This window comes from Arcanobacterium wilhelmae (genome assembly GCF_029632765.1).
Classification (GTDB): Bacteria; Actinomycetota; Actinomycetes; order Actinomycetales; family Actinomycetaceae; genus Arcanobacterium; species Arcanobacterium wilhelmae.
In genome coordinates this window covers 1,017,245-1,035,766 of record NZ_CP121247.1, presented here as the reverse complement: position 1 = coordinate 1,035,766, position 18,522 = coordinate 1,017,245, and the positions used below count along the sequence as shown (strand labels likewise).

The following is an 18,522-nucleotide window of genomic DNA, read 5'->3' as shown; positions in this document are numbered from 1 at the left end:
ACTAAATCTACCGGAAAATCATTCGTGCCACGCACGTGGGTGAGCACTCGCATACACTTCCCGCAACGTATCGGCCGAAACCAAGGTGTAGATCTGAGTTGTGGTGACTGAGGCATGCCCGAGCATTTCTTGAACAACGCGCACGTCCGCGCCGCCTTGGAGCAGGTGGGTAGCGAAGGAGTGGCGGAACGTGTGGGGCGAAATGTGTCCAACCCCGGCACGCTCGGCGACCTGTTGGATGATTCCCCATGCGCTTTGGCGCGACAGTGGCCGCCCGCGTGTGTTGAGGAACAACGACGTCGATCCCGTTCCTTTCGTTGCGAGGGCAGGCCGCCCGCGCACGAGATACGCCTCCAGCGAGTCGAGCGCATACTTTCCAAGAGGAAGGATACGTTCTTTTCTCCCTTTGCCGAATAGACGGATCGTTGCGCTCTCGAACGAAATGTCGTCGGCGGTCAGTGCAACAGCCTCGGAGATTCGCGCGCCCGTTCCGTACAGGACTTCGAGAAGTGTGCGATCGCGGAGGGCAACTGGGGTATCGCCAACCGACGCGGCCTCTATCAGTACAGCCATCTCCCCCACCGTGATCGCTTTCGGTAGACGCGAGCCGATCTTCGGCGGGTGGAGATCTGCAGTGGGATTCGTCGCCGCGATCCCCTCATCGAGAAGGAACGTGTGAAACTGGCGCACCGCAGTCACCATCCGTGCAACCGACGACACAGCCAGTGACAACTCGGCGCGGAGGTAGTCCACGAACGATGCGGCGTCCTCCTCACCGACGTCGGCGAAGCTTGAAATCGAACGCGAGGCGACGTGTGCGGCGTACTTGTCGAGGTCGCGACGATAGGCGGCTAGCGTATGGGGCGACACCGAACGCTCCACCTGTAGGTGCGTCAGGTACTGCTCCATCTGGCGAGCCATCGCCGCTGGTAGTTCTTGGTCCACACACCCTCCTCGATTTTTCATTATTTTTTCATCTTTCCTCATGCGGGTGCGGGATTAAAACGCGCCCTTGACAGGTTAGACTTTTGTTTGACATGTCTTCCGAATGGAGAAAGAAGGAACGTTTATATGTCTGAGTTCAACTGGACCGAGCGCGATCAGCTCGCTGTCGAGGTTGGGCGCGGCCTCACTGCCGATGCCGTGCAAAACGTCGGGAACGGACACCCTGGTACCGCTATCTCGCTTTCGGGCGTCGCTTACACCTTGTTCCAGAAGGTCATGAACTTCGATCCGAACGACGATCAGTGGCTGGGACGCGATCGTTTTGTGTTGTCGGCTGGTCATTCCTCGCTGACGCTGTACAACCAGCTTTTCCTCGCTGGTGCCGGGCTTGAGCTCGATGATCTTAAGGGGTTGCGCCAGTGGGGATCTCTCACGCCCGGCCACCCGGAGTACGGCCACACGCGCGGTGTTGAGACCACCACAGGCCCGCTTGGTCAGGGAATCTCGAACGCCGTCGGTATGGCCATGGCGACCCGCCGGATTCACGGTCTCCTCGACCCGAATACTCCGCTCGGCGATTCTCCGTTCGATCACTACACGTTCGTGATTGCCGGTGAAGGTGATTTGGAGGAGGGCGTGGCTTCCGAGGCGTCGTCGATCGCCGGAACTCAGAAGCTCGGCAACCTCGTCGTCCTCTATGACGAGAACGACATCACGATTGAAGACAACACGTCGATCGCCTACACCGAGGATGCACTCGCCCGTTATGCGGCCTACGGCTGGCACACCCAGACTGTCGATTTCCGCAACAACGGCAACTACCACGAGAACCTGCAGGCCGTCTTTGACGCGATCGAGGAGGCGAAGAAGGTCACTGATCGCCCCTCGATCATCAAGCTCAAGACCATCATCGCCTGGCCATCCCCGAACATCCAGAACTCGGCAGGCGCTCACGGAAACGCACTCGGGGATGAGGAGATCCGCGGGCTGAAGGAGAAGATCGGCCTGAACCCGGATCTCACGTTCCAGGTGCCCGATGGCCTTCTCGAATACACTCGCGGCCAGGTTGCGGCTCGCGCCGCGGCGGCTCACGAGGTGTGGGACGCGAAGTTTGAGGCGTGGAAGAACACCAACCCGGAGAAATTTGCGCTGTACCAGCGTCTGCTCACTCGCTCCCTGCCCGAGGGCTGGGAGAAGGCGCTCCCTGTGTTCGAGCCCGGTCAGAAGATCGCGACCCGCGCGGCATCGGGAAAGGTGCTCAATGCTCTGAAGGATGTTCTCCCGGAGCTGTGGGGCGGCTCAGCGGATCTTGCAGGGTCGAACAACACCACGATGGACGGCGAACCGTCGTTCATCCCTTCCGAGCGTAGCTCGAAGAAGTTCCCCGGGAATGAGTTCGGACGTACGCTTCACTTCGGTATTCGCGAGCACGCAATGGGCTCGATCCTCAACGGCATCACGTTGGAGGGCCTGACCCGTGTCTACGGTGGTACCTTCCTCGTGTTTGCCGATTACATGCGTCCCCCGGTTCGCTTGGCGGCTCTTATGAAGATCCCGTCGATCTTTGTGTGGACACATGATTCGGTGGGCGTGGGCGAGGATGGCCCCACCCACCAGCCAGTGGAGCACATGTGGTCGTATCGCGCGATTCCTGGGCTGGACATGGTACGTCCAGCGGACGCAAACGAAACCGCTTGGGCATGGCGTGGCATCCTTGAGAACACGTCGAACCCGGCGGGTCTTGTCCTCACCCGTCAGGGTGTTCCCGTTTTCGAACGTGGTGAGGGCCAGGCGCACGGTGATGTCCTCGCCTCGGCTGAAGGCACGCTCAAGGGAGGCTATGTCCTCGCCGATGCAGACAAGCTCGACGTCGTTCTGATCGCAACGGGTTCTGAAGTGCAGCTGGCGCTCGAGGCACGCGCGAAGCTCGCCCAAGACGGGATCGGTGCGCGCGTCGTGTCGATGCCGTCGGTGGAGTGGTTTAACCGTCAAGATGCAGCGTACCGCGAGTCTGTCATTCCGACGTCAGTGCGCGCACGCGTTTCGGTGGAGGCAGGCGTGACGTTCGGCTGGGCAAGCATCGTTGGCGACGCCGGCCGCAGCGTGGGCATCGACAACTTCGGCGCCTCAGCAGACGGAGCTCTCCTGATGGAGAAGTTCGGCATGACCGCTGAACACGTCGTTGAGGCCGCAAAGGAATCAATCGCCGCGGCGAAGTAACCAATGTGTGGGGTGAGCGGTTGCTTGCTCACCCCACACTTCGTCTCCGAGCTTTTGGGGCGAAGTGTGGAATGCTAAACACACGGCACGCGTTCTGTTCGCGTGCCAATTTTTGGTCAGTGAAGGGAAGATTCGATGAGTCATTGGGAAAATCCGCTCGTCATGCCGTGGGATAGCCGGCTGGAACGAGTGGCAGGTCCGGCCGGTTTGGTGTTGTTCGGGCTCACGGGAGATTTGTCGAAGCGCAAGATTCTTCCCGCGATCTACGATCTGGCGCATCGTGGCCTTCTTCCGCCGTCGTTCACCTTGATCGGCGTGGCGCGTCCGAAGAAGGGGATCGACGATTTCACAAAGATGGCTGAGGAAGCGATTCGTGCAGGAGCGAATACCGGAATTGACGAGCGTGTTCTCGCGCAGTTGATGAGCGGGTTCAGACAAGTCATCGGCGATTACACGTCAGAAGAGACCTTCGCGAAGCTGAGCGAGGAGCTTGCTCGCGCGGAAACGGAGCGTGGCACCGGAGGTAACTACGCGTTCTATTTGGCGATTCCTCCAAAGCTTTTCCCCCACGTCCTGAAGGAACTGAAGGCTGCTGGCCTTGACCGCCACGAGGATTCGGGGTGGCGCCGCGTCATGATCGAGAAGCCGTTTGGGCACGATCTCGCCTCGTCTAAGGAACTCAACGACGTCGTGCTCGATGTCTTCGAGCCTTCAGAGATCTTCCGAATCGACCACTACTTGGGCAAGGAGACCGTGCAGAACATCCTTGCGTTGCGTTTTGCCAACGAGCTGTACGAACCGCTGTGGAATAACGCCCACATCGATCATGTCGAGATTACGATGGCTGAAGATATCGGCGTCGCCGGCCGAGGCGGATACTACGACGGCGTCGGCGCGGCTCGCGACGTGATCCAGAACCACTTGCTCCAGCTTCTCGCACTGACTGCAATGGAAGAGCCGACGGCGTTCACGCCACAAGCGCTGCGCATGGAGAAGGAGAAGGTGCTGTCGGCAACGCACTTCATCGGCTCCGTCGAGGAATCTTCCGTTTTTGCCCAATACGACGCCGGCTGGCAGGGAGGCGATTATGTCACGTCCTTCAGGGGCGAAGAGGGCATCGCCGACGATTCGCGAACGGATACGTTTGCAGCTTTCCGACTGGGGATCAACAACCGCCGTTGGGCTGGAGTCCCGTTCTATTTGCGCGCTGGTAAGCGGCTCGGGCGGCGCGTGACGGAGATCGCCCTCACGTTCCGTACTCCCCCGTTCCAGTTCTTCTCGAACGAGGCGATGGCAAACGTCAATGCGAACACGCTTGTGATTCGAATCCAGCCGGAGGAAGGTGTGACCTTCAAGTTCGGATCGAAGGTGCCGGGCACACAGACAATGTTGCGTGACGTCACGATGGATTTTGGTTACGGCCACGCGTTTACGGAATATACGCCCGAAGCCTATGAACGGTTGATCCTGGATGTACTCATGGGAGAGGAACCACTTTTCCCTCAGCAGACCGAGCTCGAGCTTTCTTGGGCGCTGGTGGATCAGGCGACAAATTATTGGGAGCACACCGATCGTGAGATCCCCCAATACGCTCCTGGCTCGTGGGGCCCCCAAGAAGCACACGACATGTTGGCACTCGACGGACGCGTGTGGCGCCGCCCGTAAGGAGAAAAGATGTATGAACTGAAAGGAACCACCTCCGCCTATGTGAGCAGGTGGCTTGAGGGGCAGCGCACGACTGATGGATCCTCGTCACTCACGCGCGTGGTTACGTTGGTCGCGGTCAGCCCGTCTGAAGAGTCGGTCGCGGAAGTGATCAATGCCGTGCTCGAGGTCTCTCGAGCTCACCCTGCACGTATCATCGTCGTCCTGGAAGACCCAGACGTCGCCGCAGGGGTAGCAGCCACTCAGCCGAACCTAGATGCGCAGATGATTCTCGGAGATACAGCTGGCCTTGCAGAGATCGTCATTCTCCGCCCGAGTGGTGGCGCAGGAACCGATCTTGGTAGCCTCGTGATGCCGCTCGTTCTCCCAGATACCCCGTTGATTGCGTGGTGGCCGCAGGATGCGCCGGCCTCGCCCTCCCAAACCAGCATTGGCCAGGTTGCACAACGCCGCATCACGCACGCGAATTCGACCGCAAACCCTCGCAAAGCCCTCGGTACGCTTGCTGAACACTACTCCCCTGGCGATACTGATCTCACCTGGGCAGGGTTGACGATCTGGCGGGGGCATTTGGCGTCGCTTCTTGACGAGCCCCCGCATGAGCAGATGACACATGCGAGGATTGTTGGCAATCTGAACCGTGGTGGCGCCCACCTTCTGGGCGCATGGCTTGAGTTACGCCTTGGCGTCGAGCTGGAGTTGGTTCATTCCGAAAGCGCGGGAATTGATTCAGTGACTCTTGTTCGCGCGGACGGTGAGCTCGCTATTGAACGTCCAGCAGGGAGCGAGCATGCGGTGATCCGGCGCCCGAATCGTAAGGACCTCGAGGTGACGATGCCACTTCGAAGCTCGCAGGCGATGCTGATCGAGGAGCTGCGAATGATGGGTGAAGATCGCGAATACCGAGAGGTACTTGGCCAGTTGCAGAAACGACGCTGACACGAAAGCACGGCCACAAAATATCGTGGGTGGGAGCTAAGGCATTCGCCTTAGCTCCCACCCACGATATGTGAAGAAAAAGCTTAGTTCATGACCTTGACGATGAGTCCGATCAGGCCGATGAGAATGAACCACACCACGGAAAGCCAGATCGTGTAGCGATCCAGGTTCTTCTCTGCCACGCCTGAGGAGCGTGCCGACGTTGAGATACCACCGCCGAACATGTCCGACAGGCCGCCGCCCTTGCCCTTGTGCAGCAGGACCGCGCCAATCAGCAGAAGGCTCGTAATAATGAGAAGCACCGTCAAGATGGTCAGCAGAGTGTTCACGTGATTAATCTCCAGCATAGAGAACAGATTTCCCAAGTAGTATAGCCGAATTTGGGGCGGTGCAAAACTGCACCGCCCCAAATTCTGGGATCGTCAACGGAACGTGAAGATCAGAAGTGAACGATCTTTGCGAACTCGTCGGCCTTCAGCGAAGCGCCGCCCACAAGGGCGCCGTCCACATTGGGCTGAGCCATGATCTCAGCAACCGACGACGACTTTACAGAGCCGCCGTACTGGATGCGAAGAGCCTCGGCCGTCGCCTCATCGTAGAGCTCACCAACCTTGACGCGGATCGCTGCGCAAACCTCTTCAGCATCTGCCGGGGTTGCAACCTTTCCGGTTCCGATAGCCCACACGGGTTCGTAGGCGATGACCGACTTGGCGACCTCCTCAGCAGAAAGGCCCTGCAGCATCTCCTCAACCTGGCCGAGGACAAACTCGACGTGGGTGCCCGCTTCGCGGACTTCGAGCTTTTCGCCACAGCACATGATCGGGAGCATGCCGGCATCGAGAACCTTCTTCGCCTTCTGGCCGATCAGTTCGTTGGTCTCGCCGTGGTAGTCGCGGCGCTCCGAGTGGCCAACCACCACGTAGCTCACACCGAGTTTGGTGAGCATCGCCGTGGAGATCTCGCCGGTGTAGGCGCCGTTGTCGTGAATCGACACGTCCTGAGCGCCGTACTTGATCTCGAGCTCGTCTGCCTCCACGAGAGTCTGAACCGTGCGAAGATCCGTAAACGGAGCAATCACGACAGCCTCAACCTTCGAGAAATCGTGGCCGAGATCCTTCAAGGACCAAGCGAGCTTCTGAACCACGGAGGTTGCCTCGACGTGGTCGAGGTTCATCTTCCAGTTACCAGCAATAATCGGGGTACGCGACATCAGGCCTCCAGAACAGCGATGCCCGGCAGGGTCTTGCCCTCGAGGAACTCGAGGGAAGCGCCGCCACCAGTCGAAATGTGGTTGAACTTAGCTTCGTCGAAGCCGAGGGTACGAACGGCCGCAGCGGAATCGCCGCCGCCAACGATCGTGAAGCCCTCCGCATCCTGCATGGCCTGCGCGATGGCGCGGGTGCCCTGAGAGAACGCCTCGAACTCGAACACGCCCATCGGGCCATTCCAGACGATCGTCTTCGACTCGGCAATCGCCTTCGCGTACAGTTCGCGGGTCTTCGGGCCGATATCGAGGCCCATCTCGCCTGCAGGCATCGAATCGGCGGCATAAACCGATGCCGGCGAGTCTGCCTTGAACTCCGGAGCAGTCACATTATCGACCGGGAGAAGGAGCTCGACGCCCTTCTCCTTTGCCTTCTCGAGGTAGGACTTAGCGGTCTCAACCTGATCCTCTTCGAGCAACGAGGTGCCGACCTCGTGGCCGAGGGCCTTGAGGAACGTGTATGCCATGCCACCGCCGATGAGGAGTCGATCTGCCTTCTCGAGGAGGTTGTCGATCACGCCGAGCTTGTCCGACACCTTCGAGCCACCGAGAACCACGGTGTAGGGGCGCTCAGGGTTCGCGGTTGCCTTCGAGAGCGAATCGATCTCCTTGAAGACGAGCTCGCCAGCAGCCGACGGAAGTTCCTTGGCGATGTCGTACACCGAAGCCTGCTTGCGGTGCACAACGCCGAAACCATCGGAAACGAAGACGTCGGCGAGAGCTGCGTATTCCTTTGCGAGCGACTCGCGCTCCTCATCAACCTTCGACGACTCACGCTTATCGAAGCGGACGTTCTCGAGAAGAACGACCTCGCCGTCCTTAATCTCGGAAGCGAGGCGCTGAGCGTCCTCGCCGACGGTATCCTTAGCGAGGGTGACATCCTGGCCGAGCAACTCGCCGAGACGCTTGGCAACCGGAGCGAGCGAGAACTCGGGGTTCACCTCGCCCTTCGGACGACCGAGGTGAGCAGCGACGATCACCTTGGCGCCAGCCTTCACTAGGCGGGTCAGAGTAGGCAGAGCGGCGCGGATACGGCCGTCATCAGTGATGTTCTTGTCGGCATCGAGCGGAACGTTAAAGTCCGAACGCACGAACACCTTCTTGCCGGCGAGATCGCCGAGCGTATCGATGGTCTTCATCATAATTACAACCTTCTTTCTGCACGGGCAGTGCAGGAAAATTTTTGCCTAATTCGTGCACGTGCCCGCACACACCGGAGCATGTGCGGGCACGTGATTCATGAGAATCTACTCTCAGAGGCCCTTGCCCATGAGAACAGCGAGATCAACGAGGCGGTTCGAGTAGCCCCACTCGTTGTCGTACCACGAAACGACCTTCACGAGATCGCCAATGACGCGGGTCAGGCCCGAATCGAAGATCGACGAGTGCGGATCGGTGACGATGTCAGCCGACACGATCGGATCCTCGGTGTAAGCCAGAATGCCCTTGAGCTCGCCCTCAGCAGCTTCCTTCATCGCAGCGTTGATTGCTTCGGCGGAAACTTCCTTCTCAGCCTGGAAGGTGAGGTCCACAACCGAGCCGGTCGGGGTCGGAACGCGGAATGCGAAGCCGTCGAACTTGCCCTTGAGCTCCGGAAGAACCAGCGAAACAGCCTGAGCGGCACCGGTCTTGGTCGGGATGATCGAGAGCGCAGCGGCGCGTGCACGGCGGAGATCCGAGTGCGGGCCATCCTGCAGGTTCTGATCAGCGGTGTAAGCGTGAACGGTGGTCATGAGACCCTTCACGATGCCGAACTTGTCCTGGAGAACCTTGGCAACCGGCGCGAGGCAGTTGGTGGTGCAGGAAGCGTTCGACACGATGTTGTGCTTTGCCGGATCGTAGGACTTCTCGTTCACGCCGATGACGACGTCGAGATCAACGTTCTTGCCCGGAGCGGAGATGATGACCTTCTTGGCGCCACCATCGATGTGAGCCTGGGCCTTGGTGCCATCACGGAAACGACCGGTGGACTCGATGACGACGTCTGCGCCAACCTCGCCCCACGGAATCTTCGACGGATCCGGCTCTTCGAACGAACGAATCTCCTTGCCATCAACAACGATGGCTTCGTCCGTGTAGGAAACCTCGTGACCGAAACGGCCGAGGATCGAATCGTACTTGAGCAGGTGAGCGAGGGTCTTGTTGTCAGTGAGGTCGTTCACTGCAACGATCTCAACATCAGCACCGGCTTCGTAGACGGCGCGGATGAAGTTACGACCAATGCGGCCAAAGCCGTTAATTCCAACGCGAGTTGTCACTCTATTTCCTCCTTGTGTGCGTAGCACACGGTTTGACTCATACGAGCGTCACGCTCGTATCTCGGAAGCTGGCGCGGTTACCCGCAACTCAGGTTTCCAATGCTCTTACATTCTAACGCCTGAACAACGTTGAAGCACGGTCTAAGGTCCGTTATTGGGAGGTTTCTCAATCAGCGCAGAGCGGATGCGTTTGGCGCTCGGCCTCTGCTACAGCGTCGAGCGTCGACGGGATCCCCTGTTGCTCCGCGAGTTTGTCAGCCATCGTGTTCAGACGGCGCAGGCGACCTGCCACTGCATCTTTGGTTGCGGGAGGTGTGAGCCTCTCCCCCAACACATTGAGCGAGTCGTGAGGATACTTGATCCGGAACTCGCCCGCTTGCCGAAGATTTTCGGGAACCGCATCGCCGAGGATCTCAAACGCTCGTTGCACGCGGATCACTGCAACCACCGCAGCATCCGCGCTGCGGCGCATGTTCGCATCGTCGAAGTTCGCTAGCCGGTTCGACTGTCCCTGATCTTCGCGCTCGGAACGGAGCTCATTCCACTGGGCAAGGGTGCGTGTTGCTCCCATTCGAATCAGAATCTGCGCGATCTGTTCCCCCTCGCGGATATCAACCCGCTGAGCCCCACGCGATTCCCGAGCACGGTAAGTAATCCCAAGCCGGCGGGCCAAGCCGCCAAGACCATAGCTCGCTTCGAGTGACGGACACGTGACCTCGAGTGCGCCGTTACGCCCAGGCTCCATGAGTGTTCCACGCGCAAGGAAAGCCCCTCGCCACGCTGCCGCTGCGTCAGCCTTCGAACCGGCGACGATCTGAGGAGGCAAGCCGCGCACCGGCCGCCCATGAGTATCAAGGAGCCCGAGCAAACGGGCGATCTTCTCGCCGTCGCGGTTGATTCTCAAAAAATATTGGTTCTGGCCGCGAGTCTTCGACTTGACTGTGAGGATCTCAGGCTCGATTCGCAAGATGCGCGAGATCAGATGCGCAAGATGGCGCACCGCGCCTGGGTGATATAGCTCAGCCTCGAGCGTGACGACGCCGTTATTGATTTCCAACCCGCCGGAAAACCGAAACATCGCCGCGATCTCGGCGATAGCCGACGTTGCAGATTGAGGAAACACGCCCGAAAGTTCGTCCTGTACAGCGACAGTAAGAGCTGGCATAAACTTCAACCTTTCTTCAGACACGGGCGGGTGAACCCCGACGTCGAGAAAATATCGTATCGCAATCGCGCCTCTCCGAGCAGGGCAGGCAGGGATGTCAAGCGGTCTCGAATGCCTCGCGGAGCGCCGCAGCGAGTGTGAGCGGATCGTGCTTGGCGACGTCGCGCTTGACTGGCCACACCAAAAGCTCCGCACCACACCTTCGAACCGCTTCACGCAAATCCGCATGGTCGCCAACAACCGACGGATCGACCAACACAATGTCGAGAGCCATATCCGGAGCATGCGCATGGAATGAACGCACCAGATCTGCCGAGCTCATCGCGCGAGTCTCAAGATCAGGGGCAAGATTGACCACAAGCATACGCTTGGCAGCCGTGTGTGCCACAGCGCCGCGGAGTTCGGGAACCAACAAATGTGGAATCACCGACGTATACCAGGAACCTGGGCCAAAAATAACCCAATCCGCCTCGTCGATTGCCCGCAACGCTTCCGGACGCGCCGGAGGATTTGCCGGAGAAAGCGAGACCTGTGAGATCGCCTCTCCCAACTTCGCGATCACTGACTGCCCGTGAACCGTTTCGACGACGCCGTCGCGCTCGATGTGTGCCGTGAGGCTCAACGGCACTGCACTCATCGGCAAAACGCGGCCGTGAGTGGTCAGCAACTGGCCGACCAGATCCAGGCCCGCAACAGGATCTCCGATCTCCTGCCAGATAGCTGCGATCAGCAGGTTGCCAAGGGAATGCCCGTTGAGTTCCCCCGACGTCGTGAAACGGTGCTGGAGCACGCTACGCCAGGTGAGCCCCCATTGAGAATCGTCGCAAAGCGCCGACAGAGCCATGCGCAGATCCCCTGGTGGCAAGATCTCCATCTCGTTACGCAACCGGCCAGAAGAGCCGCCGTCGTCGGCCACAGTGACGATCGCAGTGATGTTTCGCGTCAGAATCCGCAACGCAGAAAGTGTGGCGTACAGGCCATGCCCTCCGCCGAAGGCGACCACACGCCGCCCTGCATATCCGATGTCGCGCATCACTCGCGCCCGAGATCTCGATGCAGAGTCTTCACTGTCACACCGCGTTCGCGCATTCGGCGAGAAATCTCCTCAGCGATCGCCACGGAACGGTGCTTGCCGCCGGTACACCCGACGGCCACAGTGACGTACGGTTTGAGCTCACGAACATAGCCCTCGAGGATCGGGGCGAGCATGTTGACATAGGAATCGACGAACTCGCGTGCTCCGTCCACAGCCAACACGAAATTGGCTACGGGAGCATCTTTTCCAGTGAGATGGCGAAGCTCGCTCACCCAGTATGGATTCGGCAGGAAGCGAACGTCGACCACGTGATCGGCGTCGAGCGGGATCCCGTACTTGAAGCCGAAGCTCATCACCGTCAAGTGGATTGCCGAATCCGACGAGGATGCCACATTGTTGCGAATCTTACGAGCCAAATCGTGAACAGACAGCGTTGACGTATCGATGTAGACGTCGGCACGATCACGCAACTGAGCGAGGAGCTGGCGCTCCTTGGCAATCCCGTCCATGAGACGCCCGTCGCCTTGAAGTGGGTGGGGGCGGCGCACTTGCTCGTAGCGGCGCACCAAGATCGCATCCGATGCATCGAGGAACATGATGCGGTAGGCGATGTTCGCCTCTGAGAGCGAATCGAGGACCCTCGAGAGCTCCTGGAAGTATTCGCGCGAACGCACATCCACCACAGCGGCGAGACGCTGAACTCCGCCGCCGGACGTCACCAAACCGGCCATTGCACCCAGCAAACGTGGCGGAAGGTTATCTACCACGTACCAGCCGAGATCTTCCAGCGCTGCCGAGGCACGCGACCGACCAGCACCGGACATGCCCGTAATGATTACGATCTCAGGGATGTCCGCATCAGGGAGTGTCGCAGCCTTGTCTAGTTCAAGGATCTCGTTCAGCGGGATGGCAGAGGTGTCGTTGATGTCGCTCATGGCTCCATCTTCCCAGCCTCGCGGCGCGTTCGCTACTCGTTTTCGCGGTGGAGGAACTCCACGATCGTCTGTGCGAGGCGCGGTCCGATGCCGCTGACCTCCTCAAGCGCCTCCAGATCGGCTTCCTTAATCTTGGCGAGCGAGCCGAAATGCTTTAGGAGCGCGGTCTGTTTTGCCGTTCCGAGGCCGGGAATCGCATCGAGTGCGGAGCGGGTCATCGCCTTGGCGCGTCGCTTACGGTGGAACGTGATGGCGAACCGATGCGATTCGTCACGCAAATACTGCAGGAGATGGAGTGCGGGCGAGGTGCGCGGGAAAATGAGCGGGAACTCTTCGCCTGGGATCCACACCTCCTCAAGACGCTTCGCGAGGCCGACGATCCTGACGTCGGCGCCCAGCTCCTCAACGACGCGTTGCGCCGCGTTCACCTGCGGCAGGCCGCCGTCGACGACGATGAGGTCCGGTTTGTATGCAAAGCGGCGCGGCGCGTCCGTGGCTAGGTCAATCGGGCCCGACGTCGGTTCGTCGTCGGAAGCGTCGTCGGCGGCATGGCCCTGAACGAGCCGCGTCAGACGGCGGCGGAGCACCTCGTCCATCGCTGCGGTGTCGTCGGGAACCCCGTTGCCGTCCGGGCCGCGAACAATGAAATGCCGGTAATCGGACTTCTTCGCGAGCCCATCTTCGAACACCACCATCGAGCCAACTTGGTTCGTCCCTTGCGTGTGCGAAATGTCGTAACATTCGATGCGCAACGGCGCACGGTCCAAACCGAGGCCCATACGCAGCTCCTCCAGTGCCTTCGAGCGTTCCGTGAGATCACCCGCACGGTGCAACTTGTGGCGTTGAAGGGCCTGGACCGCGTTCGTGTGAACGGTTTGCGCAAGCTGTGCTTTCGCGCCCCGCTGGACCACGCGGATGCGAACCGAGCCGCCGCGCAACTCACCGAGCCACGATTCGAGCGCCTCAGCGTCGTCAGGAAGGGCCGGAACCCAGATTTCGCGCGGGATCGCGTCTGCTGAGGTGTGTGCGACGTCGTCGACGCTTTTCGCGCTCGAACGCTTCGCGCCGACGCGGGAAGGCGCATACTGGCCGTACACCTGCAAAATCATCTGCGACACCAGACCTGGCGCTTCGAGATCTGCGACTGTCTCCGTCACCCAGCCACGCTGGCCACGAATGCGCCCGCCACGCACAAAGAACACTTGAACCGACGCTTCCAGCTCGTCGAACTCCAGGCCGAACACGTCGGCGTCGGTATCCATGTCAAGCACAACCGTGTTCTTTTCGACGACGGTGGTCAATGCGGCGACGTCGTCGCGAAGGCGCGCTGCCCGCTCGAACTCTTGTGCCTTCGCCGCCTCCATCATCTCGGCTTTCTTCGCCGCAATCAGTTCCTCACCGCTTCCGTCCATAAACGAGACAAGGGCCTGGGCAATATGCCGGTGCTCTGCCGCGCTCACACGTCCCACGCACGGAGCGGCGCACCGATCGATATAGCCATTCAGGCAAGGGCGGCCCGTGCGCTGGGCATTATTGAACACGCCCTTCGTGCACGAGCGCATCGGAAAAACGCGAAGCAACTGGTCGAGCGACTCGCGCACCGCCCAGACCTTCGTATACGGCCCGTAATACTTGTTTCCGCGCTTGTGAGCATTGCGAGTGACCATCACGCGCGGATACTCCTCGGTGAGGGTAACGGCGAGATACGGGTAGGACTTGTCGTCGCGGTACATCACGTTGAACCGCGGCGCGAACTCTTTGATCCACGAATACTCCAGCGAGAGCGCCTCGATCTCGTTGCCCACAACTACCCACTCAACGCGAGCAGCCGTGAAAACCATTTGGCGCGTGCGCGGATGCAGGAGAGCCGGATCCTGGAAGTAGTTCACCAGGCGTTGGCGCAGCGACTTCGCCTTGCCAACGTAGATGATCCGATCTTCCTCGTCGCGGAAGCGGTACACTCCCGGATCGCGAGGAATATCCGAGGTTTTCGGGCGGTAGTCGGCGGGGTTCACTTGCTCGCCTTGCCCTGCCGCAGCCCGCTGAGCGTGCCGGCCTTTTTGAGGATGGGGAGCAGATACTTGCCCGTGTAGGAGCCGGGCGTGAGGGCCACGTCTTCCGGCGTGCCCTCAGCGATCACCTCGCCGCCGCCCTTGCCGCCTTCCGGCCCGAGGTCGATCACCCAGTCGGCGCTCTTGATCACGTCGAGGTTGTGCTCGATGACGATCACGGTGTTGCCCTTGTCTGTGAGGCCCTGGAGCACGCCGAGGAGCTTGCGCACGTCCTCGAAGTGGAGTCCGGTGGTGGGTTCGTCGAGAACGTACACCGTTTTTCCTGTAGAACGTTTGTGGAGCTCAGAGGCGAGCTTGACGCGCTGAGCCTCGCCACCGGAGAGCGTCGTTGCAGACTGCCCGAGGCGCACGTATCCGAGGCCGACGTCTTCAAGAAGCGAAAGATACTTCGTGATCGACGTGACAGCGCCGAAGAACTCGCGTGCCTCCGAGATCGTCATGTCGAGTACTTCGGCCACATTCTTGCCCTTGTAGTGCACTTGCAACGTTTCGCGGTTGTACCGGCTTCCGTGGCAGACTTCGCACGGCACGTACACATCCGGGAGGAAGTTCATTTCGATCTTGATCGTGCCGTCGCCTGAGCAGGCCTCGCAACGCCCGCCCTTCACATTGAACGAAAAGCGCCCTGGCCCATAGCCGCGGACCTTCGCTTCCGGAGTAGCGGCAAAAAGGGTACGGATCTTGTCCCACATGCCGGTATAGGTGGCTGGGTTCGAGCGCGGAGTGCGCCCGATGGGGCTTTGGTCCACGTGAACCACTTTGTCGAGCTGGTCCAGGCCTGTCACCTTCGTATGACGGCCAGGGAGCGAGCGCGCGCCGTTGAGCTCGTTGGCAAGCACTTGGTAAAGCACCGAGTTCACGAGCGAGGACTTTCCGGAACCGGACACGCCTGTGACGGCGGTGAAGACTCCGATAGGGAACTTCACCGAGACGTTCTTGAGGTTATTTTCGCGGGCTCCGACGACGCCGATCGCCTGAGTTTTCTTGACCTTACGGCGCTGTGTGGGGACGACGATCTGGCGGGTTCCGGCAAGGTATGCGCCAGTGACGGAGCGTTCTTCGCGCACGATATCCGCAGGGCGGCCGGAGTAGACGATCTCCCCGCCGTGCTCGCCCGCACCCGGGCCAATATCCACGAGCCAGTCAGCTTGGCGGATCGTGTCTTCGTCATGTTCGACGACGATGAGGGTATTGCCGAGATCGCGCAGGCGCTTGAGTGCGCCGAGCAGACGATCATTATCGCGCTGATGCAGGCCAATCGATGGCTCATCGAGCACGTAGAGAACGCCGACGAGCCCGGAACCGATCTGGGTCGCCAGGCGGATGCGTTGCGCCTCACCGCCAGAGAGCGTTCCGGCAGACCGTGACATGGTGAGGTAGTCAAGGCCAACAGTGACGAGGAATGTCAACCGTTCGAGAATCTCTTTCATCACCTGGGCTGCGATTTTGGATTCGCGCTCCCCCAAAGTGAGGGCGCTCAAGTACTCGAGGGCCTCGCCAATGGGCAGATCCGTGAGCTCGGAAATGTTGAGATCGCCCACGCGCACAGCGAGCACCTCGGGGCGAAGGCGTGCACCGTGGCACACTGCGCACGGCACCTCACGCATGAAGCCCGCGTAGCGTTCTTTGGACCATGTGGATTCGGTCTCGTCGTGCTTACGCTGGACGAAGGTGAGAACGCCTTCGAAACCGGTGGAGTAGATCTTCTCCCGCCCCCAACGGTTTTTGTACTTGACCTTCACCTTGTAGTCTTTGCCGGACAGGATCGCGTCCTTCGCCCCGGCGTCGAGCTTCTTCCACGGGGTGTCGAGCGAAAAGCCGAGCTCATCGGCAAGTCCCTGCAGCTGGCGCATGTGGTAGTCGCGAGCCTGGGCAGAAGCCGTCACTGACCACGGGACGATTGCGCCGTCAGCAATTGAGAGCGAGTCGTCGGGAACGACGAGCTCCGGATCGACCTGTGTGGTAAACCCGATGCCATCGCATGCCGGGCACGCGCCATAGGGAGCGTTGAACGAGAATGTGCGTGGCTCAATCTCGTCGATTTCGAGTTCGTGGCCGTTCGGGCAGGCGCGCTTTTCGGAGAACTTCCGTTCGCGCGAGGGGGAATCTGCTGGTTCATCGACGAAGTCTGCGATCACGATCCCGTTTGCGAGGTGCAGGGCAGTTTCGACGGAGTCGTTCAGACGCGAGGCGAGGCCCTCGCGAATTGCGAGACGGTCGACGACGACGTCGATATCGTGCTTTTTCGTCTTCGCAAGAGGCGGTACCTCCCCCAGCCGGTATATCTCGCCATCCACACGCACGCGCCCGAGGCCTTCCTTGACAAGGTTCTCGAGAAGATCGACGTGTTCGCCCTTACGGCCGCGAACGACTGGCGCGAGGATCTGGAACTTCGTACGCTCCGGATACGCGAGCAAAGCATCGACGATCTGCTCGGCGCTCTGGGCCTCGATTCGTTCGCCGCACACTGGGCAGTACTGTGTACCAGCGCGCGCGTAGAGCAGACGCAGGTAGTCGTACACTTCCGTCATCGTACCAACCGTGGAACGCGGGTTACGGTTCGTGGACTTTTGGTCGATCGACACTGCAGGAGAAAGCCCCTCGATGAAATCGACGTGCGGTTTGTCCATCTGGCCGAGGAACTGGCGAGCGTAGGACGAGAGCGACTCCACATACCGGCGCTGGCCTTCGGCGAAGATCGTGTCGAAAGCGAGCGACGACTTTCCCGAACCTGACAGGCCGGTGAAAACCACCATTTTGTCGCGAGGAATATCGGCAGTGACGTTCTTCAGATTGTGCTGGCGAGCGCCCTGAACATGAATCGAATTTTGCACTGTCTCACCTTATCCATGAATGCCTGCGAGTAAAAGGCTGCGGGCCGAGATACTCCTCGGCCCGCAGCGAACGACGTGGAACCACTAGTTCCGCTTGTTCTCCAGGTCGTAGTGTGGAGCTTCGCGAGGCTCGATATCGTCGATCTCGTCCGCATCCTTGTTGAGCACAATGCCACGTGCCTCGAGACGGCGTGCGCCGATAATCGACGCGATGACTGTCACGAGGATCGTGACGATAATGAAGGCCACCGAGAAGATGATCCCCGGTTCCGGCAAGAAACTGGCCATCTCGTAGCCGTGAGCGGCGTGCACGATCAGCTTGTAGCCGATGTAGCCGAGAATGACGGCCAGGCCGTAGTGGAGGTAGATGAGGCGCTCAAGGAGGCCGTCCACGAGGAAGAACAGCTGGCGCAGACCGAGGAGCGCGAAGGCGTTCGCGGCGAACACGATAAACGGTTCGGCCGTGAGGCCGTAGATCGCGGGGATCGAATCGAGCGCGAAGAGCAGATCGATGGTGCCGATCGAGACGATGCACAAAAGAAGCGGCGTGATCCACGTTTTTCCGTGACGGCGAGTGACGAGTTTTGCGCCCACGAAACCTTCGGTCACGTTGAACCACTTGGACATCATGCGCGACATGAGTGGCGGGGTGAACTCTTCCTCTTCCAATTCCCCTGCGAGGCGCTCGCGCCCTTCCTCGATGCCATCCTTGATCTGGTTGAAGGCAGTCCACAGCATCCAGGCGCCAAAGAAGAAGAACGCCCACACGAAGCGCTCGATAATCGCGGCGCCAAGAAGGATGAAGACGAAGCGCAAAACCAAGGCGATGACGATTCCGTACATCAGCACTTTTTGCTGGTACAGGCGGGGAACACGGAAGGCCGCAATGATGATGATAAAGACGAAAATGTTATCGAGCGATAGCGAGTACTCGGTGAGATAACCAGCGAAGAATTCGGCGCCGAACTGGCCACCGTGGCGGACGATTGTCATCACACCGAATACCACGGCGAGCGAGACATAGAGTGCTGTCCAGCGCGCGGCCTCACCAACGGTTGGTTCGTGAGCCTTGCGGACGTGGCCCAGCAGATCGAAGAGAATCAGCGCGATCACAACTGCGCCGAGGACGATCCACTCCCACATGTCGACGTGCATATTTCCGCTGGCGGCGGGCTTCGAGCCCACCTGG

General features: G+C 60.0%; 14 protein-coding genes. 3 read left to right on the top strand and 11 right to left on the bottom strand.

Annotation, left to right across the window (positions count from 1 at the left end; all coding sequences use genetic code 11):
- Positions 1–18: 18 nt before the first annotated feature.
- Positions 19–921: a site-specific tyrosine recombinase XerD gene (xerD, locus tag P8A24_RS04595; protein ID WP_278060209.1), complete on the bottom strand. Its 903-nt coding sequence runs from the start codon at positions 919–921 to the stop codon at positions 19–21.
- A gap of 150 nt (positions 922–1,071) precedes the next feature.
- On the opposite strand from xerD, the gene tkt reads away from it, so the two are divergent.
- The 3 genes from tkt (at position 1,072) to P8A24_RS04580 (ending at position 5,769) form a co-directional block, all read left to right on the top strand.
- On the top strand, positions 1,072–3,165 hold the full coding sequence (gene tkt, locus P8A24_RS04590) for a transketolase (protein ID WP_278057417.1): 2,094 nt from the start codon (positions 1,072–1,074) through the stop codon (positions 3,163–3,165).
- A 135-nt stretch (positions 3,166–3,300) separates the two neighbouring features.
- Entirely contained in the window at positions 3,301–4,830 is a 1,530-nt protein-coding gene (gene zwf / locus P8A24_RS04585; RefSeq protein WP_278057416.1) for a glucose-6-phosphate dehydrogenase, read from the top strand.
- A gap of 9 nt (positions 4,831–4,839) precedes the next feature.
- Complete coding sequence (locus tag P8A24_RS04580) at positions 4,840–5,769, top strand: glucose-6-phosphate dehydrogenase assembly protein OpcA (protein ID WP_278057415.1); 930 nt, start codon at positions 4,840–4,842, stop codon at positions 5,767–5,769.
- Between the two features lie 83 nt (positions 5,770–5,852).
- Here P8A24_RS04580 and secG read toward each other — a convergent pair whose 3' ends face one another.
- The 10 genes from secG to P8A24_RS04530 all read right to left on the bottom strand — a co-directional run bounded on the left by secG (position 5,853) and on the right by P8A24_RS04530 (position 18,488).
- On the bottom strand, positions 5,853–6,098 hold the full coding sequence (gene secG / locus P8A24_RS04575; RefSeq protein WP_370870605.1) for a preprotein translocase subunit SecG: 246 nt from the start codon (positions 6,096–6,098) through the stop codon (positions 5,853–5,855).
- 110 nt (positions 6,099–6,208) lie between these two features.
- On the bottom strand, positions 6,209–6,979 hold the full coding sequence (tpiA, locus tag P8A24_RS04570; protein WP_278057410.1) for a triose-phosphate isomerase: 771 nt from the start codon (positions 6,977–6,979) through the stop codon (positions 6,209–6,211).
- A complete protein-coding gene (locus P8A24_RS04565) occupies positions 6,979–8,172 on the bottom strand; it encodes a phosphoglycerate kinase (RefSeq protein WP_278060207.1) in 1,194 nt (397 codons plus the stop codon). The genes tpiA and P8A24_RS04565 overlap by 1 nt, the downstream gene beginning before the upstream one ends.
- 114 nt (positions 8,173–8,286) lie before the next feature.
- On the bottom strand, positions 8,287–9,291 hold the full coding sequence (gene gap / locus P8A24_RS04560; RefSeq protein ID WP_278057407.1) for a type I glyceraldehyde-3-phosphate dehydrogenase: 1,005 nt from the start codon (positions 9,289–9,291) through the stop codon (positions 8,287–8,289).
- A gap of 166 nt (positions 9,292–9,457) precedes the next feature.
- The gene (gene whiA, locus P8A24_RS04555; protein ID WP_278057405.1) at positions 9,458–10,456 is read right to left on the bottom strand and encodes a DNA-binding protein WhiA; all 999 of its coding nucleotides are present in this window, start codon (positions 10,454–10,456) and stop codon (positions 9,458–9,460) included.
- 97 nt (positions 10,457–10,553) lie between these two features.
- Complete coding sequence (locus P8A24_RS04550) at positions 10,554–11,489, bottom strand: gluconeogenesis factor YvcK family protein (RefSeq protein WP_278057403.1); 936 nt, start codon at positions 11,487–11,489, stop codon at positions 10,554–10,556.
- Positions 11,489–12,427 carry an RNase adapter RapZ gene (rapZ, locus tag P8A24_RS04545; RefSeq protein ID WP_278057401.1) on the bottom strand — a complete coding sequence of 313 codons (939 nt, stop codon included), beginning with the start codon at positions 12,425–12,427 and terminating at the stop codon, positions 11,489–11,491. The genes P8A24_RS04550 and rapZ overlap by 1 nt, the downstream gene beginning before the upstream one ends.
- Before the next feature lie 32 nt (positions 12,428–12,459).
- The gene (uvrC, locus tag P8A24_RS04540) at positions 12,460–14,442 is read right to left on the bottom strand and encodes an excinuclease ABC subunit UvrC (RefSeq protein ID WP_278057399.1); all 1,983 of its coding nucleotides are present in this window, start codon (positions 14,440–14,442) and stop codon (positions 12,460–12,462) included.
- Positions 14,439–17,333 carry an excinuclease ABC subunit UvrA gene (uvrA, locus tag P8A24_RS04535; protein WP_278057397.1) on the bottom strand — a complete coding sequence of 965 codons (2,895 nt, stop codon included), beginning with the start codon at positions 17,331–17,333 and terminating at the stop codon, positions 14,439–14,441. The genes uvrC and uvrA overlap by 4 nt, the downstream gene beginning before the upstream one ends.
- Before the next feature lie 84 nt (positions 17,334–17,417).
- The gene (locus tag P8A24_RS04530) at positions 17,418–18,488 is read right to left on the bottom strand and encodes a TerC/Alx family metal homeostasis membrane protein (RefSeq protein ID WP_278060204.1); all 1,071 of its coding nucleotides are present in this window, start codon (positions 18,486–18,488) and stop codon (positions 17,418–17,420) included.
- Between the last annotated feature and the right edge of the window lie 34 nt (positions 18,489–18,522).